This window comes from Arenibacter sp. P308M17 (assembly GCF_003426735.1).
Taxonomy (GTDB): Bacteria; Bacteroidota; Bacteroidia; order Flavobacteriales; family Flavobacteriaceae; genus Arenibacter.
This window is the reverse complement of the sequence record NZ_QVON01000012.1, coordinates 1-20017: the sequence shown is the minus strand read 5'-3', so window position 1 is coordinate 20017 and position 20017 is coordinate 1. Positions and strand designations below refer to the sequence as shown.

General features: G+C 41.6%; 6 protein-coding genes and 1 tRNA gene. 4 read left to right on the top strand and 3 right to left on the bottom strand.

Annotated elements, in window-relative coordinates; genetic code table 11:
• The first annotated feature begins 63 nt into the window (after nucleotides 1-63).
• The 4 genes from D0S24_RS20095 to D0S24_RS20080 all read left to right on the top strand — a co-directional run bounded on the left by D0S24_RS20095 (nucleotide 64) and on the right by D0S24_RS20080 (nucleotide 16038).
• Nucleotides 64-14403, top strand: coding sequence for a T9SS type B sorting domain-containing protein (locus D0S24_RS20095; RefSeq protein WP_117021628.1), 14340 nt, complete (start codon nucleotides 64-66; stop codon nucleotides 14401-14403).
• Nucleotides 14404-14423: 20 nt separating this feature from the next.
• On the top strand, nucleotides 14424-15374 hold the full coding sequence (locus D0S24_RS20090; protein ID WP_117021627.1) for a type IX secretion system membrane protein PorP/SprF: 951 nt from the start codon (nucleotides 14424-14426) through the stop codon (nucleotides 15372-15374).
• A gap of 181 nt (nucleotides 15375-15555) precedes the next feature.
• Nucleotides 15556-15912, top strand: a complete 357-nt coding sequence (folB, locus tag D0S24_RS20085) for a dihydroneopterin aldolase (RefSeq protein WP_117021626.1) — start codon at nucleotides 15556-15558, stop codon at nucleotides 15910-15912.
• Nucleotides 15913-15964: 52 nt separating this feature from the next.
• Nucleotides 15965-16038: transfer RNA gene (locus D0S24_RS20080), tRNA-Cys, on the top strand.
• A 163-nt stretch (nucleotides 16039-16201) separates the two neighbouring features.
• Here the strand turns inward: D0S24_RS20080 and D0S24_RS20075 are convergent.
• The 3 genes from D0S24_RS20075 to rnr form a co-directional block, all read right to left on the bottom strand.
• Entirely contained in the window at nucleotides 16202-16864 is a 663-nt protein-coding gene (locus D0S24_RS20075) for a LysE family translocator (RefSeq protein WP_117021625.1), read from the bottom strand.
• 13 nt (nucleotides 16865-16877) lie between these two features.
• Nucleotides 16878-17561 (bottom strand): head GIN domain-containing protein, encoded by a 684-nt coding sequence (locus D0S24_RS20070; protein ID WP_117021624.1) that lies wholly within the window; start codon nucleotides 17559-17561, stop codon nucleotides 16878-16880.
• Between the two features lie 138 nt (nucleotides 17562-17699).
• Nucleotides 17700-19889, bottom strand: a complete 2190-nt coding sequence (rnr, locus tag D0S24_RS20065; RefSeq protein WP_117021656.1) for a ribonuclease R — start codon at nucleotides 19887-19889, stop codon at nucleotides 17700-17702.
• Nucleotides 19890-20017 lie beyond the last annotated feature (128 nt).

Genomic DNA, 20017 nt, shown 5'->3' with positions numbered 1-20017 from the left:
AAGTAGACATTATAAGCCCCATAATTACTTAATAATGTATGCCATACCAAACCAATTAACCTAATGGGATCAAAAAAAATTAAAAAATTACTACTTACCTGTTTTTTACTTTTGGGTGTTTACAGTAGTTATTCACAAGTAAAAAATGGTTTTGACGTTCGTTATGAAAATGAACTGCGAGGTGATATTACCTTTATAGCCAATAATATTGTAAACCGCCAATCCTCTAACAGCAGCCCTAATGATCCATACAATAGTACTGGAAGCTCATCCACTAATAATGATAGCTGGAATATGCAGTATATCGATGTGGATTCGGACAATACCACTTTCAGCAGCAGTAGTGCTACCTTAAGCGTACCGGACATCAGTTGTGCCAAAGTACGTTATGCCGGACTTTATTGGTCTGCAGTTTACAAGGTTTCCAGTAGGCAAGATTTTAGCCAGATTAAGTTCAGGATTCCAAACGGTGCGTATCAAGATCTTACCGCTGATGAAATTCTATTTAATGGGGATGGGGATTCGGATTTTGATTACTATAGTCCATATGCCTGTTATAAAGATGTTACTTCCATTGTAACGGCAATGGCCGATCCCAACGGCGATTATTTTGTGGCCAATATTAGGGCCAGCTCTGGCAGCAGTATTTCCGGAGGAGTTTCAGGAGGATGGACCATGGTAGTGGTATACGAGGACCCCAATCTACCAGGAAAATATATTACCACCTTTGATGGATACGCCGGAATTAAATCCGGTGCTTCCTTGGATATACCAGTCGACGGATTTACAACGCTCCCCGCACCCTTCCCTGTAAAGGCGAAACTGGGAGTGGCCACCTTGGAAGGTGACAATAAAATAAGTGGGGATGGATTGTCCCTTAAGGCCAATAGCAATGCGGGTTTCACGGCCTTGGGCAACACCCTAAACCCGACCACCAATTTTTTTAATGCCAACATTACCCAAGAAAATTCCATAGTAACCACTAGAAACCCCAATAGCACAAATACCCTGGGTTGGGATGTGGATATGTTTACCATTAATAATCCCAACAATTCTGTAATTCCAAATGATGAGACCGGAGCTACATTAAGGGCTTCTTCTTCACAGGATAAATACGATATTTTCTTTACATCATTTGATGTGGAAATTATTGAGCCCATCGTTAACCTAAAGAAAACTGTAGAGGATATCGGAGGAAACGATATTACCGGACAAGGGGTTAATTTAGGACAAACACTGGATTATGTATTGGCATTTCAAAATGTAGGAAACGATGATGCCCGTAATTATACCATACGGGACATACTTCCAATTAATGTTACCCTGGACGAGAGTAATTTTAGTTTGGCCCCCGGGGTTACCTATACTTATGATGCCCCCACTAGGACTGTACTATTTACGATACCGGACAATCTTGTGGAAGAAGACGACCCTATATACACTATCCGTATGCGGGTGAAAGTAGCGGAAAATTGTTTCGATTTTGTGGATGCCTGTTCCGACCAAATTCAGAATTTGGCCTATTCCACCTACCGGGGCAGACTAAATAATAATCAAATTACGGACGACCCCTCGGTATATGATTTTGACGGGTGCGGATTTGCCACTCCCGGTGCCACCAATTTTTTATTGGATGACCTTGCCGACTGTAATTTTACCAGAAACGTACAACTTTGCGGGGACAGTGTAATCCTCAATGCAGGAAACGGTTTTGATGATTATATCTGGTATAAGGATGAAAATGGAAACGGTATCATTGATGCTGGGGACACCACCTTAAACGATGGAAACCCGGATAATGATCCCAGTACCCTTAGAGTAACGGATATTGGAACCTATATTGTAGATAAGATCGTAGCAGACCCCTGTAAAGGGTTTAAGGAAATACTTGAGGTGGAACGATTTGGAACCACCCAAACAAATCCCATAGTCGATTTTTTTAACAACAGCAACAACGATGCAGATCCCACCAATGATGTACAGGGCGAGATTGTGAGCTGTTCCGTGGATGGTAGTCCTTTGCCCAAAATTTTTCTGTGCGGCGTAAACGATACCCAGTTGATACAACTGAACATTGCCGATGCCCAAAACATGATCTGGGAGCAATTGGTAGAAGGCAGCTGTACCGATGCCGGGGATGACTGCGGTAATAAAAATGCCACCTGTACCTGGAACGAGGTATCTAACGGCTCAAGTTTTACGGCCAACTCGGCCGGAAAATTCCGATTGGTGATCAATTACCAAAATGGTTGTTTTAGTCGCTTCTATTTCAATGTATTCCAGAACGTTTTGGACGTACAATACAATTCCAATGATATTATTTGTGCTACTCCGGGAAATATCACCATTACCAATCTAGGCCTGGGATATGGCTACCAGTTATATGATATAGCAAACAATACCATAGTTGTTCCCTACAGTGCCAATAACGGCCCCAGCTTTACCATTAACACCAATGGTGCTTACAGGGTTGGGATTATGCAGTTGGATAACGTTACAGGAGAACCTATTGATGGATCATGTGAATTTACTACCCCCGATATAGGGATAAGGGATAGGGACTTCCAAGTGGATATTTCTACCACCATGGCCAACTGCACCGATTTGGGATCTATAAATATACAGGCCTTGAACGTAGAGGCCAATTACGAATACGAAATTCGAATCGATGACGGTTCCAGCGGCGGACAAGGTACATTTTTGGACAACGAAACTGCCCAGACCGACAATGATTTTACATTCGAAAACTTAAACCCTGGTAATTATATTATAATTACCAAAACGGATGACGGTTGTTTGGATACCCAAAATGTAACCGTAGGCAAGGTCCCAGATTTAACGCTTAGTGCCATCACCACTACGGATATAGGGTGTCAGGATGGGGTAATTACCCTTACCGCAACAGGAGGTTTTCCGAACCCTGCCTATAATTATGCCATTTGGAGCAAGAATGGTTCGCCTCTGTATTCCGATATAAACAGCATTCCACCTTCTGCCTACCAAAATGAAACATCCTTTACTTTTGGCCCAGGAGAAGAAGGGGATTATGTCTTTATAGTAGTGGATGGTAATAACTGTAGCGCCGAATCCAACCAGGTTACCATCAGTAACAACGGAGTTCTTAATGCAACGATAACCCCTGCGGACGTATCCTGTAGCGGAAACAATGATGGGGCCATCACGATAGTGGCCACAGGCGGGGTATCTCCTTATTCCTATAGTATAGACGGTGGTATCAATTTTGTGGATACCCCGAATTTTGTAAACCTTTCACCCGGGAATTATCAAGTGGTAGTCCGGGATAGCTCTGGTTGTGAAGTAACTTCTACAGAGACCATTACAGCACCATTTCCCTTATCGGCTTCGGCCGGGGTCTCCCGTGATGCAACTTGTGACCCCAACGGAGCAGAAGTGCGTATTACCAACGTTACAGGAGGTTCCCCAACCTACACCTATAGTTTTGATGGTGGTACCACCTATGGCAGCTCTTCAATAGCCATTTTACCTGCGGGTAATTATACCGTTTTGGTAAGGGATGCTTCTTCCTGTACCTTCCCTATGACCGTTACCGTTGAAGATATTCCAACACCTCCGACGGTTGTACTTACCCCAGACGTAAGCTATGATTGTGAAGGCGAAGGTACCATTACTGCAACACCCAATATTACCACCTACAATTATACCTATATGTTGAATGGGGTGCTTAATTCACCAGACCCAACAAGCAATACATTTCCCAATGTGGGTCCAGGGACCTATACCGTACGCACCAATTATACCTCCCAAACACCCCCGACCCCAAGTTTATTATTAAGCGAGGATTTTGGTGCCGGGGGCACTATCCCAAGTCCCAATACAGTTGGGTATCAATATGAGGACCAAACGGTCAACCCTCCTGGGGATAATAATCGTAACATTAACGATTATGAATATTCGGTAACCAATAATATTGTAGCACCTTTTGGGTCTTGGGCCAACCCCATAGACCATACCACCGGAACAAGGGCCAGTAATGGGCGCTATTTGGTCATCAATATTGGAACACCTTCCCCTGGACAGGTCATCTACTCAAAAACCATTAACGATGTAATACATAATCAACCGCTTAGGGTCTCTTTGTGGATGTTGAATCTTTTAAGATCTGGAACTTCTGGCCTAGACCCAGATATAACCATCGAAATACGTGAAATAGGTACCGGAAATGTGGTAGAATCCATAAAAACGGGATCCATCCCCAAAAATACGGGAAACAGCAATTGGATAAATCGCTCCGTAGATTTAAATCCGGGAACAAACTCCTCCTTGGAATTTGTTATCAGGACAGATATGGTCGGTAATGGCGGTAATGACATAGCTATAGATGATATAGAAGTCTACCAGGTACCCGAAGTTTGTGAACGCTTTGTGGAAACAACGGTAATTGTGGAACCCAATAAGGTTTTTGAAGCGCAAATTACATCTGCATCCAATGCTAGTTGTAACGGAGCATCGAATGGTACAATAACTTTTGAGGTTTCCAATTTTAATGCTGCTGGATTTGAATACTCCATAAATGGCGGAGCATGGACCACCTCCACCTCTTCCCCTATAACCACTCCTGCAGTATTTGGCGCAGGAACACATACCATTGATATCCGAAAGGTGGATGATACGGCCTGTACCGTAGCAATAAACAGAGCCATTACACAACCTACCCCAGTACTTGCTGCCGCCAATATAAGCGCTGCCTATACCTGTTCCAATGGAGGAGCTACCATTACGGCAAGCGCCACAGGTGGTACCCCAGGCTATGTATATCAATTGGAGGATAAATTAGGAAATGTTATAGGTCTTTATGATTTTACCAACAACGGATCCAACACCACCTTTAGCGGTCTTACGGAAGGAAATTATATTGTAATTGCAAGGGATGTAAGAGGCTGTGAAGATGATATTGACACGGCCCTAACCGTAGTTGCCCCAGAAGATTTGACCTTTACTGCAACGCCAACGGCCTGTTACACCGGTAACAATGACGGAGAAATAATGGTGAACGTAACCGGAGGAAATGGCGGACTATTGTTCAGCATCAACAATGCCCCTTTTGAAGCACCAAATCCCACAACGGCAAATACCCATACCTTTAACAATCTTGGGGCGGGGGACTATATTATAAATGTAAAAGACCAGTTTGGCTGTACCGTATCGGCCCAGACCATCACTATTTACCCCGAATTGAGTGTTACCGCTACTGCCCCTGCCATTACTGCCTGTGGCCCGGATACCGACCTAACCATTTCTGCCTTGGGTGGCGACGGCAATTATGTCTATGCCATAGTGGCCGCTGGCGATACTCCGGCGGACAGCGATTTTTCAACAACAAATCCAGCTGCTATTGCTACAGCCGGGAATTATGAGGTGTATGTACGCGATAATGCTGGAATAGCGGATTATTGTACCGATATGTTCCCTATCACGATCACCAAAAACGATCCAATTGCCATCACTCCAACCGTAACCCACGTTAGCTGCTTTGGAGGAAACAATGGGGCTATTAGCTTAGCGGTTACCGGTGGCAATGGGCCTTACCTTTATAGTATTGATGGAGGAACCTATCAGCCCTCGTCAAGTTTCCCAAACCTAACTGCAGCTACGTATGCCATTTCGGTACAGGATACGGATTTATGTACCGAAACCCTAAATGTTACGATAAATGAGCCTGCAGTCATTACTGCAGAAGCTGTTCAAACAACGGATTACAGCTGTTTACCAGGAGGGGAAGCAGTCATTACAGTAGGCAGTGTTATACCTACCGCAGGTGGGTCAGGAAATTATCAGTACAGTATCAACGGAGGTACTTGGACAGCTTCCACTACAGGAGGAACCGTATTTTCCGGTTTAACCGATGGTACATATTCCATAAGGGTTAGGGATGCCAATACAACTACCTGTTTCATTACTTTAGCAGATGTTGTTATAGATCCCTTGCCAACAGCCCCAACTTTAAGCAGTACCATAGATTACAATTGCGATGGGTCGGGCAACATAACCATTGCTCCTTATGATATGGCCTATTCTTATGCTTTGGACGGCGGTACGCCCCAAACTGGGGTATTGGCAAACATATTTAATGATGTAGCTCCAGGCAACCATACGATTACGGTGAATTATGGCAGCAGTTGTACCACAGATATTGTGGTAAATATAGCAGCTGGAATGGCGTTCAATACTTCGATTACCAATCCGGCAAATATCTCTTGTTTTGGTGGGAGTGATGGTAGTTTTGTTATCAACGCCTCCAACTTTGGGGCAGGTGGATTTGAGTATAGTATTAACAGTGCAGCCTTCTCCGGTCCTTTTACAACTTCCCAAACCATAACCGGCTTAACGGCACAAGCCTATAGTGTTGAAGTTAGGGATGTGGATGATCCTACTGGTTGTACCCTAACCTTAAATCAAACCTTAACGGAACCGATCGCCATAACCGCTACGGCTTCCATTACAGCACCTTTTACCTGTAATAATACGGGAGCTACTATTACGACAGTGGCCAATGGGGGTACGCCGAGCTATACCTATCAATTGGAAACCAATACAGGAACAATTATTAGCGGATATCAGCCTTCCCATATATTTTATAATGTTCCTGCCAATACATCAGGGGAAAACTATATTGTAAGGGTATTGGATAACAACAACTGTACCAATGCCATCACCCCCGCTGTAACCGTAACAGCGCCGGATGTCCCCACATTTGATGTTACACCTACTGCTTGTTATTCCGGAGCCAATGATGGCACCATACAAGTGGATATTACCTCTATACCAGGCAATGGAAACTTCCAATTTAGAATAGATGGGGGAACCTGGTTAAACGGGAATACCACAGCTACAAGACATATATTTACCGGTCTGGTCAATGGTTCCTATACCATTGATGTTAAGGATGGATACGGTTGTCCGGCTACCCAAGAAATAGTGGTGTTGAATCCAGTAATAAACGCAACTACCAATGTGGTACACGTTAGTTCATGTGACGATGGTTCCATTACGGTAACTGCCAATGGAGGTGATGGAAACTTGGCCTATGCTTTTGTACTTGCCGGAACACCGGTTACAGCAGCCGATTTTGGCCCCTCCAACACCTATACCGTTCTAGCGGCCGATGCCGGAACCTACGATGTTTATGTGTGGGACAATAATGCAACGGATCCACATTGTGAGTATAAGGAAACCGTTACGGTAAACCCTGCTACACCATTGACATTTACGGCTACCCCTACCGATCCCGAATGTCATGACGGACCTGGTAATATTGCTATTGGGGTAACCTCTGGTATTGCTCCCTACACCTATCAAATAATCGATTTGGATAATGGCGGTGCTTCCGATGCCACTACGCCTAACGTAATCAACAATACCAAAACCTACTTTAACCTGGCGGCCGGGAATTATACGATCAATGTTACCGATGCTACGGGTTGTACGGTATCACATAATGCAACGATAAACAATCCTGACGAGCTTATCGCCGACGTTGAATCCTTATTAAGCGGGGATTGTAACCCTGCAACCGGATTCAGGTTTATAAACTATCCTACCACCTTAAATGGCAGCTTACAATTTAGTCATGACGGTGGTACTACTTGGCAAACATCGGACACTTTTGATGCCCCAGCATTTACCTTAACTTCAGGTGATGCGGTTTTCCCATCCATTAGAACTGTTGATGGCTCCAATAACACGCTTTGTAGAGCTGACCTTCCAAGATATATAATAAACTATCCATTGGATGATTTGGACATATCCATAACTACAGTAGTAAAAAATTGTAATGAGCTGGAAGTAACCGTTCAAGGAAATGAAGGCACTGCACCATATCAATATACATATACGGATGATCCTGCCAATTTCAATGCCGTTACTCCAACAATTCCTTGGACAACTCCCGCCAAAGGATTGGCCGACCCGGAAGTTTTTGGAGGATTAATACCCGGCAGAACCTATGTGTTCTATGTAAAGGATGCCAACGGATGTATTAGACAAAGTAACCAGAACGTTGCGGAATTACAACCGAATCCGATAGAAATTAACGCAGCTTATGAACCCTCTTGTTATGGAGCAAGTGACGGGGAAATCACATACACCCTTACACCGACAATAGCTGAACCTAATATGCGTTGGGAAGTATATGATTTAAATACAGGTTTAGTAGCTAGGTCTAGTGGTAATGGTACTACATCAGGTGTTCCAGGAATTAACGTGGCTTACAATCCAACAATAACAGTTACCGGCCTGTCAGCTTCTGAGTATTATATAACAGTAATTCAAGTTGATGGTGTAGGCGCGGATACTTGTGTAAGCGGTAGTGAAAATTTAATTATAGAAGAATTGGATCCCATTACAGCCACCCCCAATAAAATACAGGATATTTCCTGTAATGCTCCCGGTATAATTTCAATTGATAATATTAGCGGTGGGGGCGGGACATTTACCTATACGGTAACAGGGCCCGCGCCATTTACGGCCATTACCGGTACCACTGATAATCCCATTGAAATTCCAGTAAATTCGCCGGCAGGGAATTATAATGTAACTATACAGGATCAGTACGGTTGCTCCATTAATTTGGGTGATGTTCCTATGACGCTAACCCCAAACCCCATTATCGATTCCATTGCGGTGGACAACTGCGCTGCTCCGTACGCTATTAACGTTACTGCAACCAGCGGGGCTGCAACTATCCTTTACTCCAATGATGGTGGTACTACCTATGTAGACAATGGTGGCCAATTTAACAATGTGCTTCCAGGAACTTATAATATAGCCATAATGGACAGTAATGGTTGTACCGATACAGATACCGTTACCGTACATCCAGTATTATCTGCAAATGTAAGTTTAACCAAATTGTTGGATTGTAGTGCAACTCCGGATGCACAAATAACCATTGATGTCCTTTCCGGATCGGGAGATAATTTAGGCTTTGCTACCAGTTATGATTATGAAATTAGTGATTCCTCATCCACTACCATTGTTGGTAGGGCCAATGTACCTTCAGATCCCTTAGTGGTCAATGTTAGTGTTGCGGACACCTATACCATTACCATATATGACAACAATACCGATCCAAACTGCAGCAGAACCTTTACCGTAAATGTTCCTGCCGCCATAGTGCCCGTATTCACCGAAACCCATTTGAACGTAAGCTGTAACGGTGCGGATGACGGGTCCATTACCCTATCCCAAACAGACAATGGAATAAATCCTTTAAGCTATTCCATTACACCATCGGCCGGTACATTCAATGTAACGACCAATACTTTTGAAAACCTTCCTCCCAATACCTATAGCGTAACTGGAACGGGAACCAATGATTGTACAACAACCTTGACCAATATTGTTATTGCAGAACCTAATGTTATTGCAGTAACTATAGATCCGTTACTTGATGTGGTACAATTTGCTTGTACAACAGGAACGAATACCGACAACCATGCCAGCATAACCGTTGACCCAACCAGTATTAATGGCGGTTCTGGAAACTATGTGCGCTACGTTTTTGAAAACACGACTACGTCAACCGTTGTTCAAGATGGTACTAGCAATGAATATATAGAAACCAATAGGGTTGGAGGTAATTATACCATTACCGTTTATGATGACAAAGGCTGTATGGGTACTGCAACGGCAAATATTGATGCTTTTGATGAACTCTTAACCCCAACAATTAACATTACTGAAGCGATCTCCTGTACCAATGCAGGAGAAGATATAACCATTAACGCCTTTGGTTCCTTAACGGATTCAAGTACTCCTGCCGGATTGGCAAATTACGAATTTAGGTTGTTGCCCAATGCGTTTGGCACCTCCAACGTATTTCCGGACCTAGGGGAAGGGATCCATATTTTTGAAGTAAGAAATGTAAATACCCAATGTGTGGTCAGCATTTCCCATAGAGTGGACAACCCCAATACGTTTAATGTGGGTATTGCCGCCACTACCAATGTAATCTGCTACGGAACGGCAACGGGAACCGCGACCTTTACGGTAACCGATGCTACTTACACAGGTACGTATTCTTGGGAAATTTTTGACGATAACGGAACCCCAACGAACTACGGGGACGATAATTCCGTACAGACAGGAGATTCAACGGACTTGACCGCAACAGGATTAGTGGAAGGCAGCTACTACGTTACCTTCTCTCAAGACGGTATCCCCACTTGTGAGAACAGGGAAGCGTTCAGTATTGCCGGACCAACAGACCCATTAGGTGCAGGAATACCTAGCATTTCGCCAATTACTTGTGCGCCCGACAATGATGGAATCATAGAAATCATTAATGTTGTTGGTGGCTGGGGAGGCTATAAGTACTATGTAAGCACTACAGCTATTCCTGATGAAAATGATGCTACTAATTATGTCTCTACACCTAAGTTTGAAAACTTGGTTGCGGGTACATATGAAATATGGATTATTGATAGTAGTGGTTGTCCTTTGCAATTAACGGATATCACTTTAGATATTCCTGCACCAATAACGGCCGACCTACAGGTCAACAACCAAAACTGCTCCAATTTTGAAGGGGAAATTGAAGTAATTAATGAAACTGGCGGGCAAGGCAGCAATTACAGCTACCAACTGCAACGCTGGAATGGTAGTGCCTATGTAAACCTAAGGCCAATACAAACTACCGATATATTTGGAAATTTGGGGGCCGGACAATACCAGGTAACCATAAGCGACCAATGGGGTTGTAATGCTATTACCGCCAATACGATTAATCTTTATGAGGAAATACTGCCTTTAGCAACTGTGGTCAAATTAATTGACTGTACAGTGGATTCTGGAGGACAGATTACCATCAACCAAACAGGGGGTACGGGTCCGTTTACCTATACCGGTATCTTCCCTGATGGAATTACTGCACTTCCTTCCAATACGGACGGAATATTTACCGGCTTGACACAAGTAGGCGAATATACCTTTACCATTACCGATGATGCTACCAACTGTTCAGAGACCATTAAACACACTTTGGCTGCTGCCATACAACCGCCAACTCCGACTATTGAGGCAGTTACCAACGTAACTTGCTTTGGCGCGAATGATGGAACCATATCCGTTAGCGTATTGGATAATGGTATAGATCCCTATACCTTCCAAATTATCGATAGGGATGGGACTCCGGTAACCATAAACCCGACAAGCTTTACCAATACTTCTGCAGTGTTTACAGGATTGGCCAATACAACGGGCGCTGGTTATACCATTAGGGTAACAGGAGACAATGGGTGTTTTACAACAACAACCCAAACTATTTCACAACCAATTGCCGCTTTGGCCGTTGGTACGCCCTTGGTTTCTGAATTTAACTGTACTACCGGCAATGCCACCAATTACGCTACAATTAACCTTAGCGGTATGGTAAACGGTGGTTCAGGAAATTATGTACGCTATGTGTTTGTAAACGACGATACCGGTGTTACGGTTCAGGACGGGTCCAATCCGGATTATACTGAACTGGATCTGGCAGGAGGCGATTACACCATTACCGTATATGATGATATGGGCTGTTCCGATACTGCAACAGCCACAATTCTTCCTTTTGCAGGGATAAGTGCTCCTGTAGTGACTATTGCCAATAATGGGGTTAGCTGTAATGGGAATGATGAAGATATTACGGTAAGCGTAACCACAACATTAGGGGCACCTACTGCTGTTGCCAATTTAGAATTTTCCATAACTAGCCCCAATACGGCCTATACCGCACCAAACAATTCAACAGGATCATTTACCGGTTTGGGCGTTGGCAATTATGTAATTACCATAACCAATACGGGTACGGGCTGTAGTGTTAGCACTACCCATGAGGTTAAGGAACCTAAGGTGATAGAGGCGATAGCCACTAAATTGACCGATGAGACCTGCCTAAATGATACGATCGATGGCGGTAGTTTTGAGGTGGCCATAAACCAGTATACCGGTGCCTATAGTTATCAGGTATACAGGGCAGATGGTACAGCTTTGGCCGGTCCTGGATTCAGTGGCAACACCGATACCGCAACTGATAACCCATTGGAAATCTCCGGTCTGTCCGGAGGCAGCTACTATATTGTTATCACCGGAACGGATCATCCCTACTGTGCCGATGAATCTACCCGAGTAACCATTTTGTCGCCGGAAACGCCTATTACGGCTGCCATATCCGAAGAATCCAATGTTAGCTGTAATAATGACAAGGGCAGTATTTTGGTAGATCCATCAGGAGGAAAAGGTCCTTATACCATAACCATTGCTTCGGCTACACAAACGTTTACCCAAGCAGGGGTATACGCCTATTTGTTCAACGGTCTATCGGCAGGAACATTTAACGTAACGGTAGTAGATGCCCTTGGATGTTCGTTTATGGATACCATTACCTTGATTGAGCCCGATCCCATCCAGGCCAGTATTTCCCCAGATGTGGAACTTAGTTGTTACGGGGATAATGACGGGGTGGTTTTTGCAACCATCAATTCGGGCGGATTGGGTACTATAAGATACCGTTTGAACGTGTACGACCCCACTGGCACCGTAATTATGGAAACCTCGGCACCCCAATTGGGCAATACTTTTGGCAATTTGTCTGCTGGGATCTATAGTATCACCATAACCGATCAAGGGAACTGTGGCTTGGAAACCCCAAAGGCTACTATTTCCGACCCCAATGATGTGGTAGGTAGCCTGATCCGTACCCGTGCCCTCAGTTGTACCCTGGACGCCCAATTGGAACTGACCGCAACCGGGGGTACCGGACCCTACCAATATAGTTTGGACGGAAATAATTATTTCCCAATGAGCGGTGGAAATACACACACCTTCACTGTTACAGCGGGTGCCTACCGTTACTACGTAAGGGATTCCTTTGGATGTACTTCCATACTTTCCAACGAAATTAAAGAAGATGCCATAGCTCCTTTAACAGTAACTATGGATACTTCTGCAGCTGTAATTAACTGTAATGGGGACAATACTGCTATATTGATTGCACAGGCAGATGGTGGTCTGGGCAATTACCGATATGAATTGTTTACCGATGTCGCCTTGACGAACAGTATTGCAGGTCCCCAAGCCAACCGTCAATTCAGCAACCTTACGGTTGGGAGTTATTGGGTAAGGGTTACCAGTGATGATTGTATAGTGGTATCCAACGAAAACGTAATAACGGAACCAACCCCATTGGTAGTGGATGATTCCTTTACGGACGTTACTTGTAATGGTGCCAATGATGGTAGCATAACTGTATCCTTGACCGGAGGTTCGGGTGGATATCAATATGCCATTTCACCCGACTTGGACAAATTTGATACCGTAAATACCTTTATAGATCTAGCACCAGGTAACTATACTGTAATTGCTCAGGATATAAATGGATGTTTTGAACAATTGAGATATACCATAATAGAACCGGCAATTATGACGGCAGTACCCACCACTACACCGGAAATATGCGTGGATAGTGCGGATGGGACCATTTCCTTGACCATTTCAGGTGGAACCGCTCCCTATAGAACCAGTATAAATTCCACTACGGATAGCGACTTTGTTTTGGACAGAACCATGTTTACCAATCTCGCTGCAGGAACGTATGCCGTATTCGTTAAGGATGCACAGGATTGTATGATCAACATGGCGGTAACCATTGACCCAGGCGTAAACCTAAATGCAACGGCCACCCCAATCTATGAATGTACGGGCAACGTCCCCAGCAATTCAATTGATCTGGTGCTGGACGATGCAACGGTTGCCCAGGATGTAATGTATGCTCTGGACTCCACCAACCCAAATGACATGGTCTTGGAACCCAACTTTACCAATATTGCTCCGGGAAGCCATTATATTGCTATAGCCCATGCCAATGGTTGTGTACTTACCATAGATTTTGAAATAGATAACTTTGAACCCTTGGTTCTTAGTTTGGTACCCGGAAATATCAACGAAATAACAGCGGTAGCCACAGGCGGGCAACAAGAGTATACCTTCTATTTTAACGACAAGGACAATGGTACGGATAATACCCATTACATATCAGAAACAAAAACCCACCAAGTAAGGGTTGTGGACCAGAACGGATGTGAGGCCATTGCCGAAATCTTTATGGAGTTCATTGATATAGAAATTCCCAATTTCTTTACCCCTGACGGTGATGGACAAAACGATTTCTGGAAACCTAAAAATCAAGAAGGCTTCCCAAAAATACTAACCATAATATTTGACCGTTATGGTAGGGAGGTTTACAGAATGGGTCTCAATGACCAAGGGTGGGATGGACTCTACCACAATACCGAACTTCCGACCGGCGATTACTGGTATATTATAAAACTCAAGGGAGAAGAAGATGATAGGGAGTTTGTTGGGCATTTTACATTATACAGATAAAGAACTTAACCTAAAATACAATGTGCACTAAATTTTTAACTTTTGTGTTGCTTTTAAGTACCTTGGTCACCCCTGCCCAAGAACTTAATTCGCCCCAGCTTTCACAATATTTGGCAGACAATCCTTTTGTTCTCTCCCCAACATATGCGGGAATTGGTGACCATATAAAAATTAGGTTGAACGGACTTGCCCAATGGGTCGGAATTAAAGATGCACCCAGAACCCAATCCTTGGCGGCCGATATGAGGTTAGGGGAAAAATCGGGAGTAGGATTATTTCTGTACAACGACTCCAACGGGTATACAAAACAACAGGGTGCACGTATCTCCTTTGCCCACCATTTAACCTTGGACCGTTACGAGGACGAATTTTTATCCTTTGGTATCTCCTATAATTTTAATCAATTCAGATTGGATGTAGAAGAATTTATAGATGCCGGTTTTGATCCAGGGGTAACCAATGATAGATCCACATCCAACCATAACTTTGATGTAGGTCTTTTGTACCGTAAAAATTCCTTTTATTTCAGTGTAAACGCTTCCAACGTTATCAACAAGGACGTATATATTTTTGATCCTATATATGAACCCAACAAACTTAGAAACTTTTATGCCTATACTGGATACAGATATAAAAAATCCAGAAGCAGTAATATGGAAATAGAGCCCTCCCTTTTGTACAAAATATTTGAAAGTGATGGCAGATCGGAAGCCGATTTAAACTTAAAATTTAGATGGTATGATTTTGAGGATTACTATTATGCAGGTCTAACCTACCGTTTTTTAAATGATCAAATAGGACGGCCATTATACATTGCTCCATTAGCCGGACTTAAAAAAAGTAATTTTTACTTCGGATATTCCTATCAAATTATTCTTAACGAAATATTGGGCTATAGTACCGGTACCCATGTGGTAACCATTGGAGTAGACCTTTTCCAGGGCATAAGTAATTGTAGATGTACCTATTAAATGTAACAATTTGATGATTTGGAAATGAGACAAATAGCCAATAATGAAAAACCAACACATAACCTTATAACTTCTTAACTACATATCAAAAATATTTTTAGTATTCCATATTTATAAAAAACTATTAAAAATTTCTTTGTTAAGTTTAGATTGATATAATTTTGTACAAATTAATAATGTATTGGGAAAAATAAGGGTAAGCAATATAAAAGTATATGCCAATCATGGTTGTCTTAAGGAAGAAACTATAATTGGAAGCGATTACCAAGTAAATATTGAAGTGGATGCCGATTTAAAAAAGGCTTCGGAATCCGATAAACTTTCGGAAACGGTTGATTATGTGCATATAAATTATATTGTTAAGGAAGAAATGGCCATTCCTTCCAAATTATTGGAACATGTGGCACAACGCATTCTAAATAGAATATTTGCCGAAATACCCATAGCAAAAAAAGCAAAAGTGGCGGTCTCTAAAATGAACCCCCCTATTGGTGGGGATGTACAAGAAGTGACCATAATACTTAAATCCAAAAGATAAAGCTTTTACTTTTTAGATACATAAAAAAAGTATTACCTTTGCACTGCAAAATGGCATTGTGGCCGAGTGGCTAGGCAGAGCTCTGCAAAAGCTTGTACAGCGGTTCGAATCCGCTCGATGCCTCCAAAACCTTCATTCTAGGGATGAAGGTTTTTTTTTGCCGTGTATGGTAACAAACTCATCGCTGTCGCGAACATAAGGTCTTGCCTTAAACATAATTATCCTTCTAAAAATGTCCCGGCTTACTGCCTAAGTTATTAATTTACAGATTCTAAATACTTCTAATTCCCTACTTTATAAGTTCTATTCCCTTTTCTATATTCAATTGATCTTTTGGCAGAAAACCTTTTATTATAAGCACCAAACCACAAATAACGAGTACTATCCCAATACCCTTTTTAACCAAAAGGATTCTTCTCTTGGTCAACTTTTTACGCAATTGTTTGGCCAATAATATTTTAAGGATATCCGTAATAAAATAAGCTCCCAACATGGTGGAGAAGAAAATTATTATTCTACTGGGATCATTATCCAGACTAGGTCCCACAACAATAATAATGCCCAGCCAAAAGACCAAAACACCAATATTTATAAAATTCAGCAAGAACCCCTTGATGCACAGACTAAAATAATCCCCTTTGCTAATCCTTATTTGATTCTCCGTTTCAAGAGACTCCTTTTTAAAGACATTGGTGAGGCCATAAACCAATAAAATGGTTCCTCCAAAAACATAAAGACCGGGATGACTTCTCAAATTTTCCAACAACTGGAAACTACTGAAATAAGCTAGGGAAATAAAAATAATATCGGCAACAATTACACCAAGATCAAAACAAAGTGCCGCTCTAAACCCTTTAATGGCACTGGTTTCGAGAAGAACAAAAAAAACAGGCCCGATCATAAAGCTCAATAATAAGCCCAATGGAATAGCTGCCTGAATATCCTCGATCATAAAATTTGCTTACTTACATTCTGGTAATTTTCCCTCCAAAAACCGTTTTCTCTTCCATTTTGGACGGATTGCCATACACCATAACCTCTCCCCCGGCCTTCACTACCGCCTTTACATAATCTGTTGCAAACACCTCTGCCCTAGAACCTGCATTTACATTAATGGTACTAAACTTAGTTTTAAAATCCTTACCCTTATATATACCCCCTGTATTTATTTGTACATCTTGAATATTTGAAGTACCGGAAGCGGAAATAATACCCCCGGTAACACTTTTTATAAGCATTTGATCTACTTGGGCACTAATAATCAACTCCCCTCCTTCCTGAGCTTTCAACTCCAAAATGTCCTGTCTTAATGTTTCTTTGGACGAGATCCTGGCATCCTCATTAGTATCGATTACAAAAAGTTTTTCCGTATAATGAAGATCCACAAATGTTCTATAACCACTGAATAATTTAGTTACTTCCATTCTAATCTTCAAAACACCATCAGTATTTACAATAGCAACATTTTCTGTATTGGAACCAGTAACCACAGCCTTGTTAAGATCGGACTTTATAAGGTTCACGGACAGCCCATCAAAAACCTTAACTTCCTTGAACGGCTGTAAATTATGGGTTACCTTATCGTTTTGCGATCTAAGTAATTGGTTACTAAACAGTAACAAAAATATTACAATTAATTTTTGATCCATTATCTTAGAGTATACTTTATTGACCAAATATTATTGACCAATAAACATATTTTCCGGAATAATTCCGTAACACATATTTATGCATTGGCAACATTTTTAACTTATTCAGTTAAACAAATTCCGTTCCAAAACAAAAATTTAGTCGTTTTTTCCTATTAAGGAAAAATCCAAATGGCGCTTTATTAAATCTGTACTCTTAACCATTACAACAACTTCATCCCCCAATTGATAGGTTTTCTTACTTTTTTCACCAACTATGGCATACTCTTTTTCATCAAAGGTATAATAATCATCCTTTATATCCCTAATCCTAACCATACCTTCACACTTGTTCTCTATAATCTCTACATATAGTCCCCATTCCGTTACTCCGGAAATTACACCTATAAACTCTTGATCTTGGTGATTCTCCATAAACTTTATCTGCATATATTTTATGGAATCGCGCTCTGCATTTGCCGCCAAACTTTCCATATCGGAAGAATGTTTACATTTTATTTCATAGGGCTCTGCCTTTGGAGTTTCCCCCTCATCCAAATAATGCTGTAACAACCTATGTACCATTACATCCGGATACCTTCTAATGGGTGAGGTAAAATGGGTATAATAATCAAAGGCCAAACCGTAGTGACCAATATTGTCTACGGTGTAAATAGCCTTGCTCATACTCCTAATTGCAAGGGTATCCACTAAGTTCTGTTCTTTTTTCCCTTTTACATCTTCCAATAACTGGTTCAAGGAATTACTAATAGACTTTTTATCCTTAAAATCCAGTTTATGTCCAAAACGTGATATTATACCATTAAGGGCCATTAATTTATCCTCATCCGGATCATCATGAACCCTATAAACAAAAGTTTTAACCGGTTTCTGCTTTCCAATAAATTGTGCAACCCTTCTATTGGCCAACAACATAAACTCCTCAATAAGTTTATTGGCATCCTTGGACTCTTTAAAATAAACCCCTTCAGGCTCCATTTTTTCGTTGAGATTAAAACGTACCTCAATTTTATCGAAAGAGATAGCTCCCTGTTGCATACGTTTATCCCTCATGATCTTCGCAAGCCGGTCCATTGTCAAGGTAGCATCAACAACCTCATCATTCACGGTATAGGCACCATCCCTTATGGATATTTCCATAGGAATTGATCCCTTTCCGGTCTCTATAATATGCTGCGATTCCTCATAGGAAAATCTCTGATCGGAATTAATTACGGTACGGCCAAACCATTCATTCTTTATGACAGCATTGCCATCTATTTCAAAAATAGCAGAAAACGTATATTTCTCTTCATTGGGACGAAGGGAACAAGCATTGTTGGATAATACCTCCGGCAACATAGGTACCACCCTGTCCACCAAATAAACAGAAGTAGCCCTTTCATAAGCCTCATCATCCAAAATGGTGTCAGGTATCAGATAATGGGACACATCTGCAATATGGATTCCAATCTCATAATTGCCATTATCCAATAACTTAAAGGAAAGGGCATCATCAAAATCCTTGGCATCCTTTGGATCTATAGTAAAGGTCAATGTATCCCTAAGATCCCTTCTTTTGGCAATTTCTTCCTCTTTTATACTGGTATCCAAGGTATTGGCAAACATATCCACTTCCACTGGAAATTCATATGGTAAGCCATATTGGGCCAAAATGGAATGTATTTCGGTATTATGTTCCCCAGGTTTCCCCAATACTTGGGTAATGGTTCCAAAAGGGGAATCCGCATTATCCGGCCATTCATTTATTTCCACAATTACCTTATCGCCGTCCTCTGCAGTGGAATATTTATTCTTTGCCACAAAAATATCCGTATACATTCTGTAATCCGTAGGGCGTACAAAAGCAAAATCCTTTTGCATATCTACTATCCCCACAAAAGAAGTCTTATCCCTGGAAATGATTTTTGTAATTTCCCCCTCCAATTTTTTTCCTTTTCTTCTAGGAAAAATATATACCTCTACAACATCTCTATGAAAGGCCTTTTTTAATTTATTGAAAGGAACAAAAACATCGTCATCAATACCTTCAACTATTATATAGGCATTTCCCCTTCCTGTAATATCAACGGTTCCCGTATGGTAAGTCTTGGAGGAAGCCATGGCTTTGTAAGAACCCCTTCCTTCTTCCAAGATACGTTTCTTTTCTTTTAGCTCTACCAATCTTTTAATTAATGTATTTCTATCATTTGCCTCTACAACTCCAATTTTAGCAGCAATTTGCTTATAATTAAAAGATTTTTCAGGCTCTTTTTCCAAAACCGTAAAAATACCTCTGGTTATTTCGTTTTTTCTTTGATTTTTGTTTCTCTTATTATTCTTTGACATTAACACTTTAGTTTTTGGAAAATTACGAATTATAATCCATTGTCCCTCGATTACAATTTTAAGTTTCCTTCTTCTTAAATAATTATGGTTATCAACATTTATTTTAAATTTTAGAAAAAAGAAATAAT

Bases quoted from the DNA above. Each gene is read 5' to 3' on its own strand.
- D0S24_RS20095 (WP_117021628.1), top strand. From the start codon at position 64: ATGGGATCAAAAAAAATTAAAAAATTACTACTTACCTGTTTTTTACTT.
- D0S24_RS20090 (WP_117021627.1), top strand. From the start codon at position 14,424: ATGTGCACTAAATTTTTAACTTTTGTGTTGCTTTTAAGTACCTTGGTC.
- D0S24_RS20075 (WP_117021625.1), bottom strand. From the start codon at position 16,864: ATGATCGAGGATATTCAGGCAGCTATTCCATTGGGCTTATTATTGAGC.
- D0S24_RS20070 (WP_117021624.1), bottom strand. From the start codon at position 17,561: ATGGATCAAAAATTAATTGTAATATTTTTGTTACTGTTTAGTAACCAA.
- rnr (WP_117021656.1), bottom strand. From the start codon at position 19,889: ATGTCAAAGAATAATAAGAGAAACAAAAATCAAAGAAAAAACGAAATA.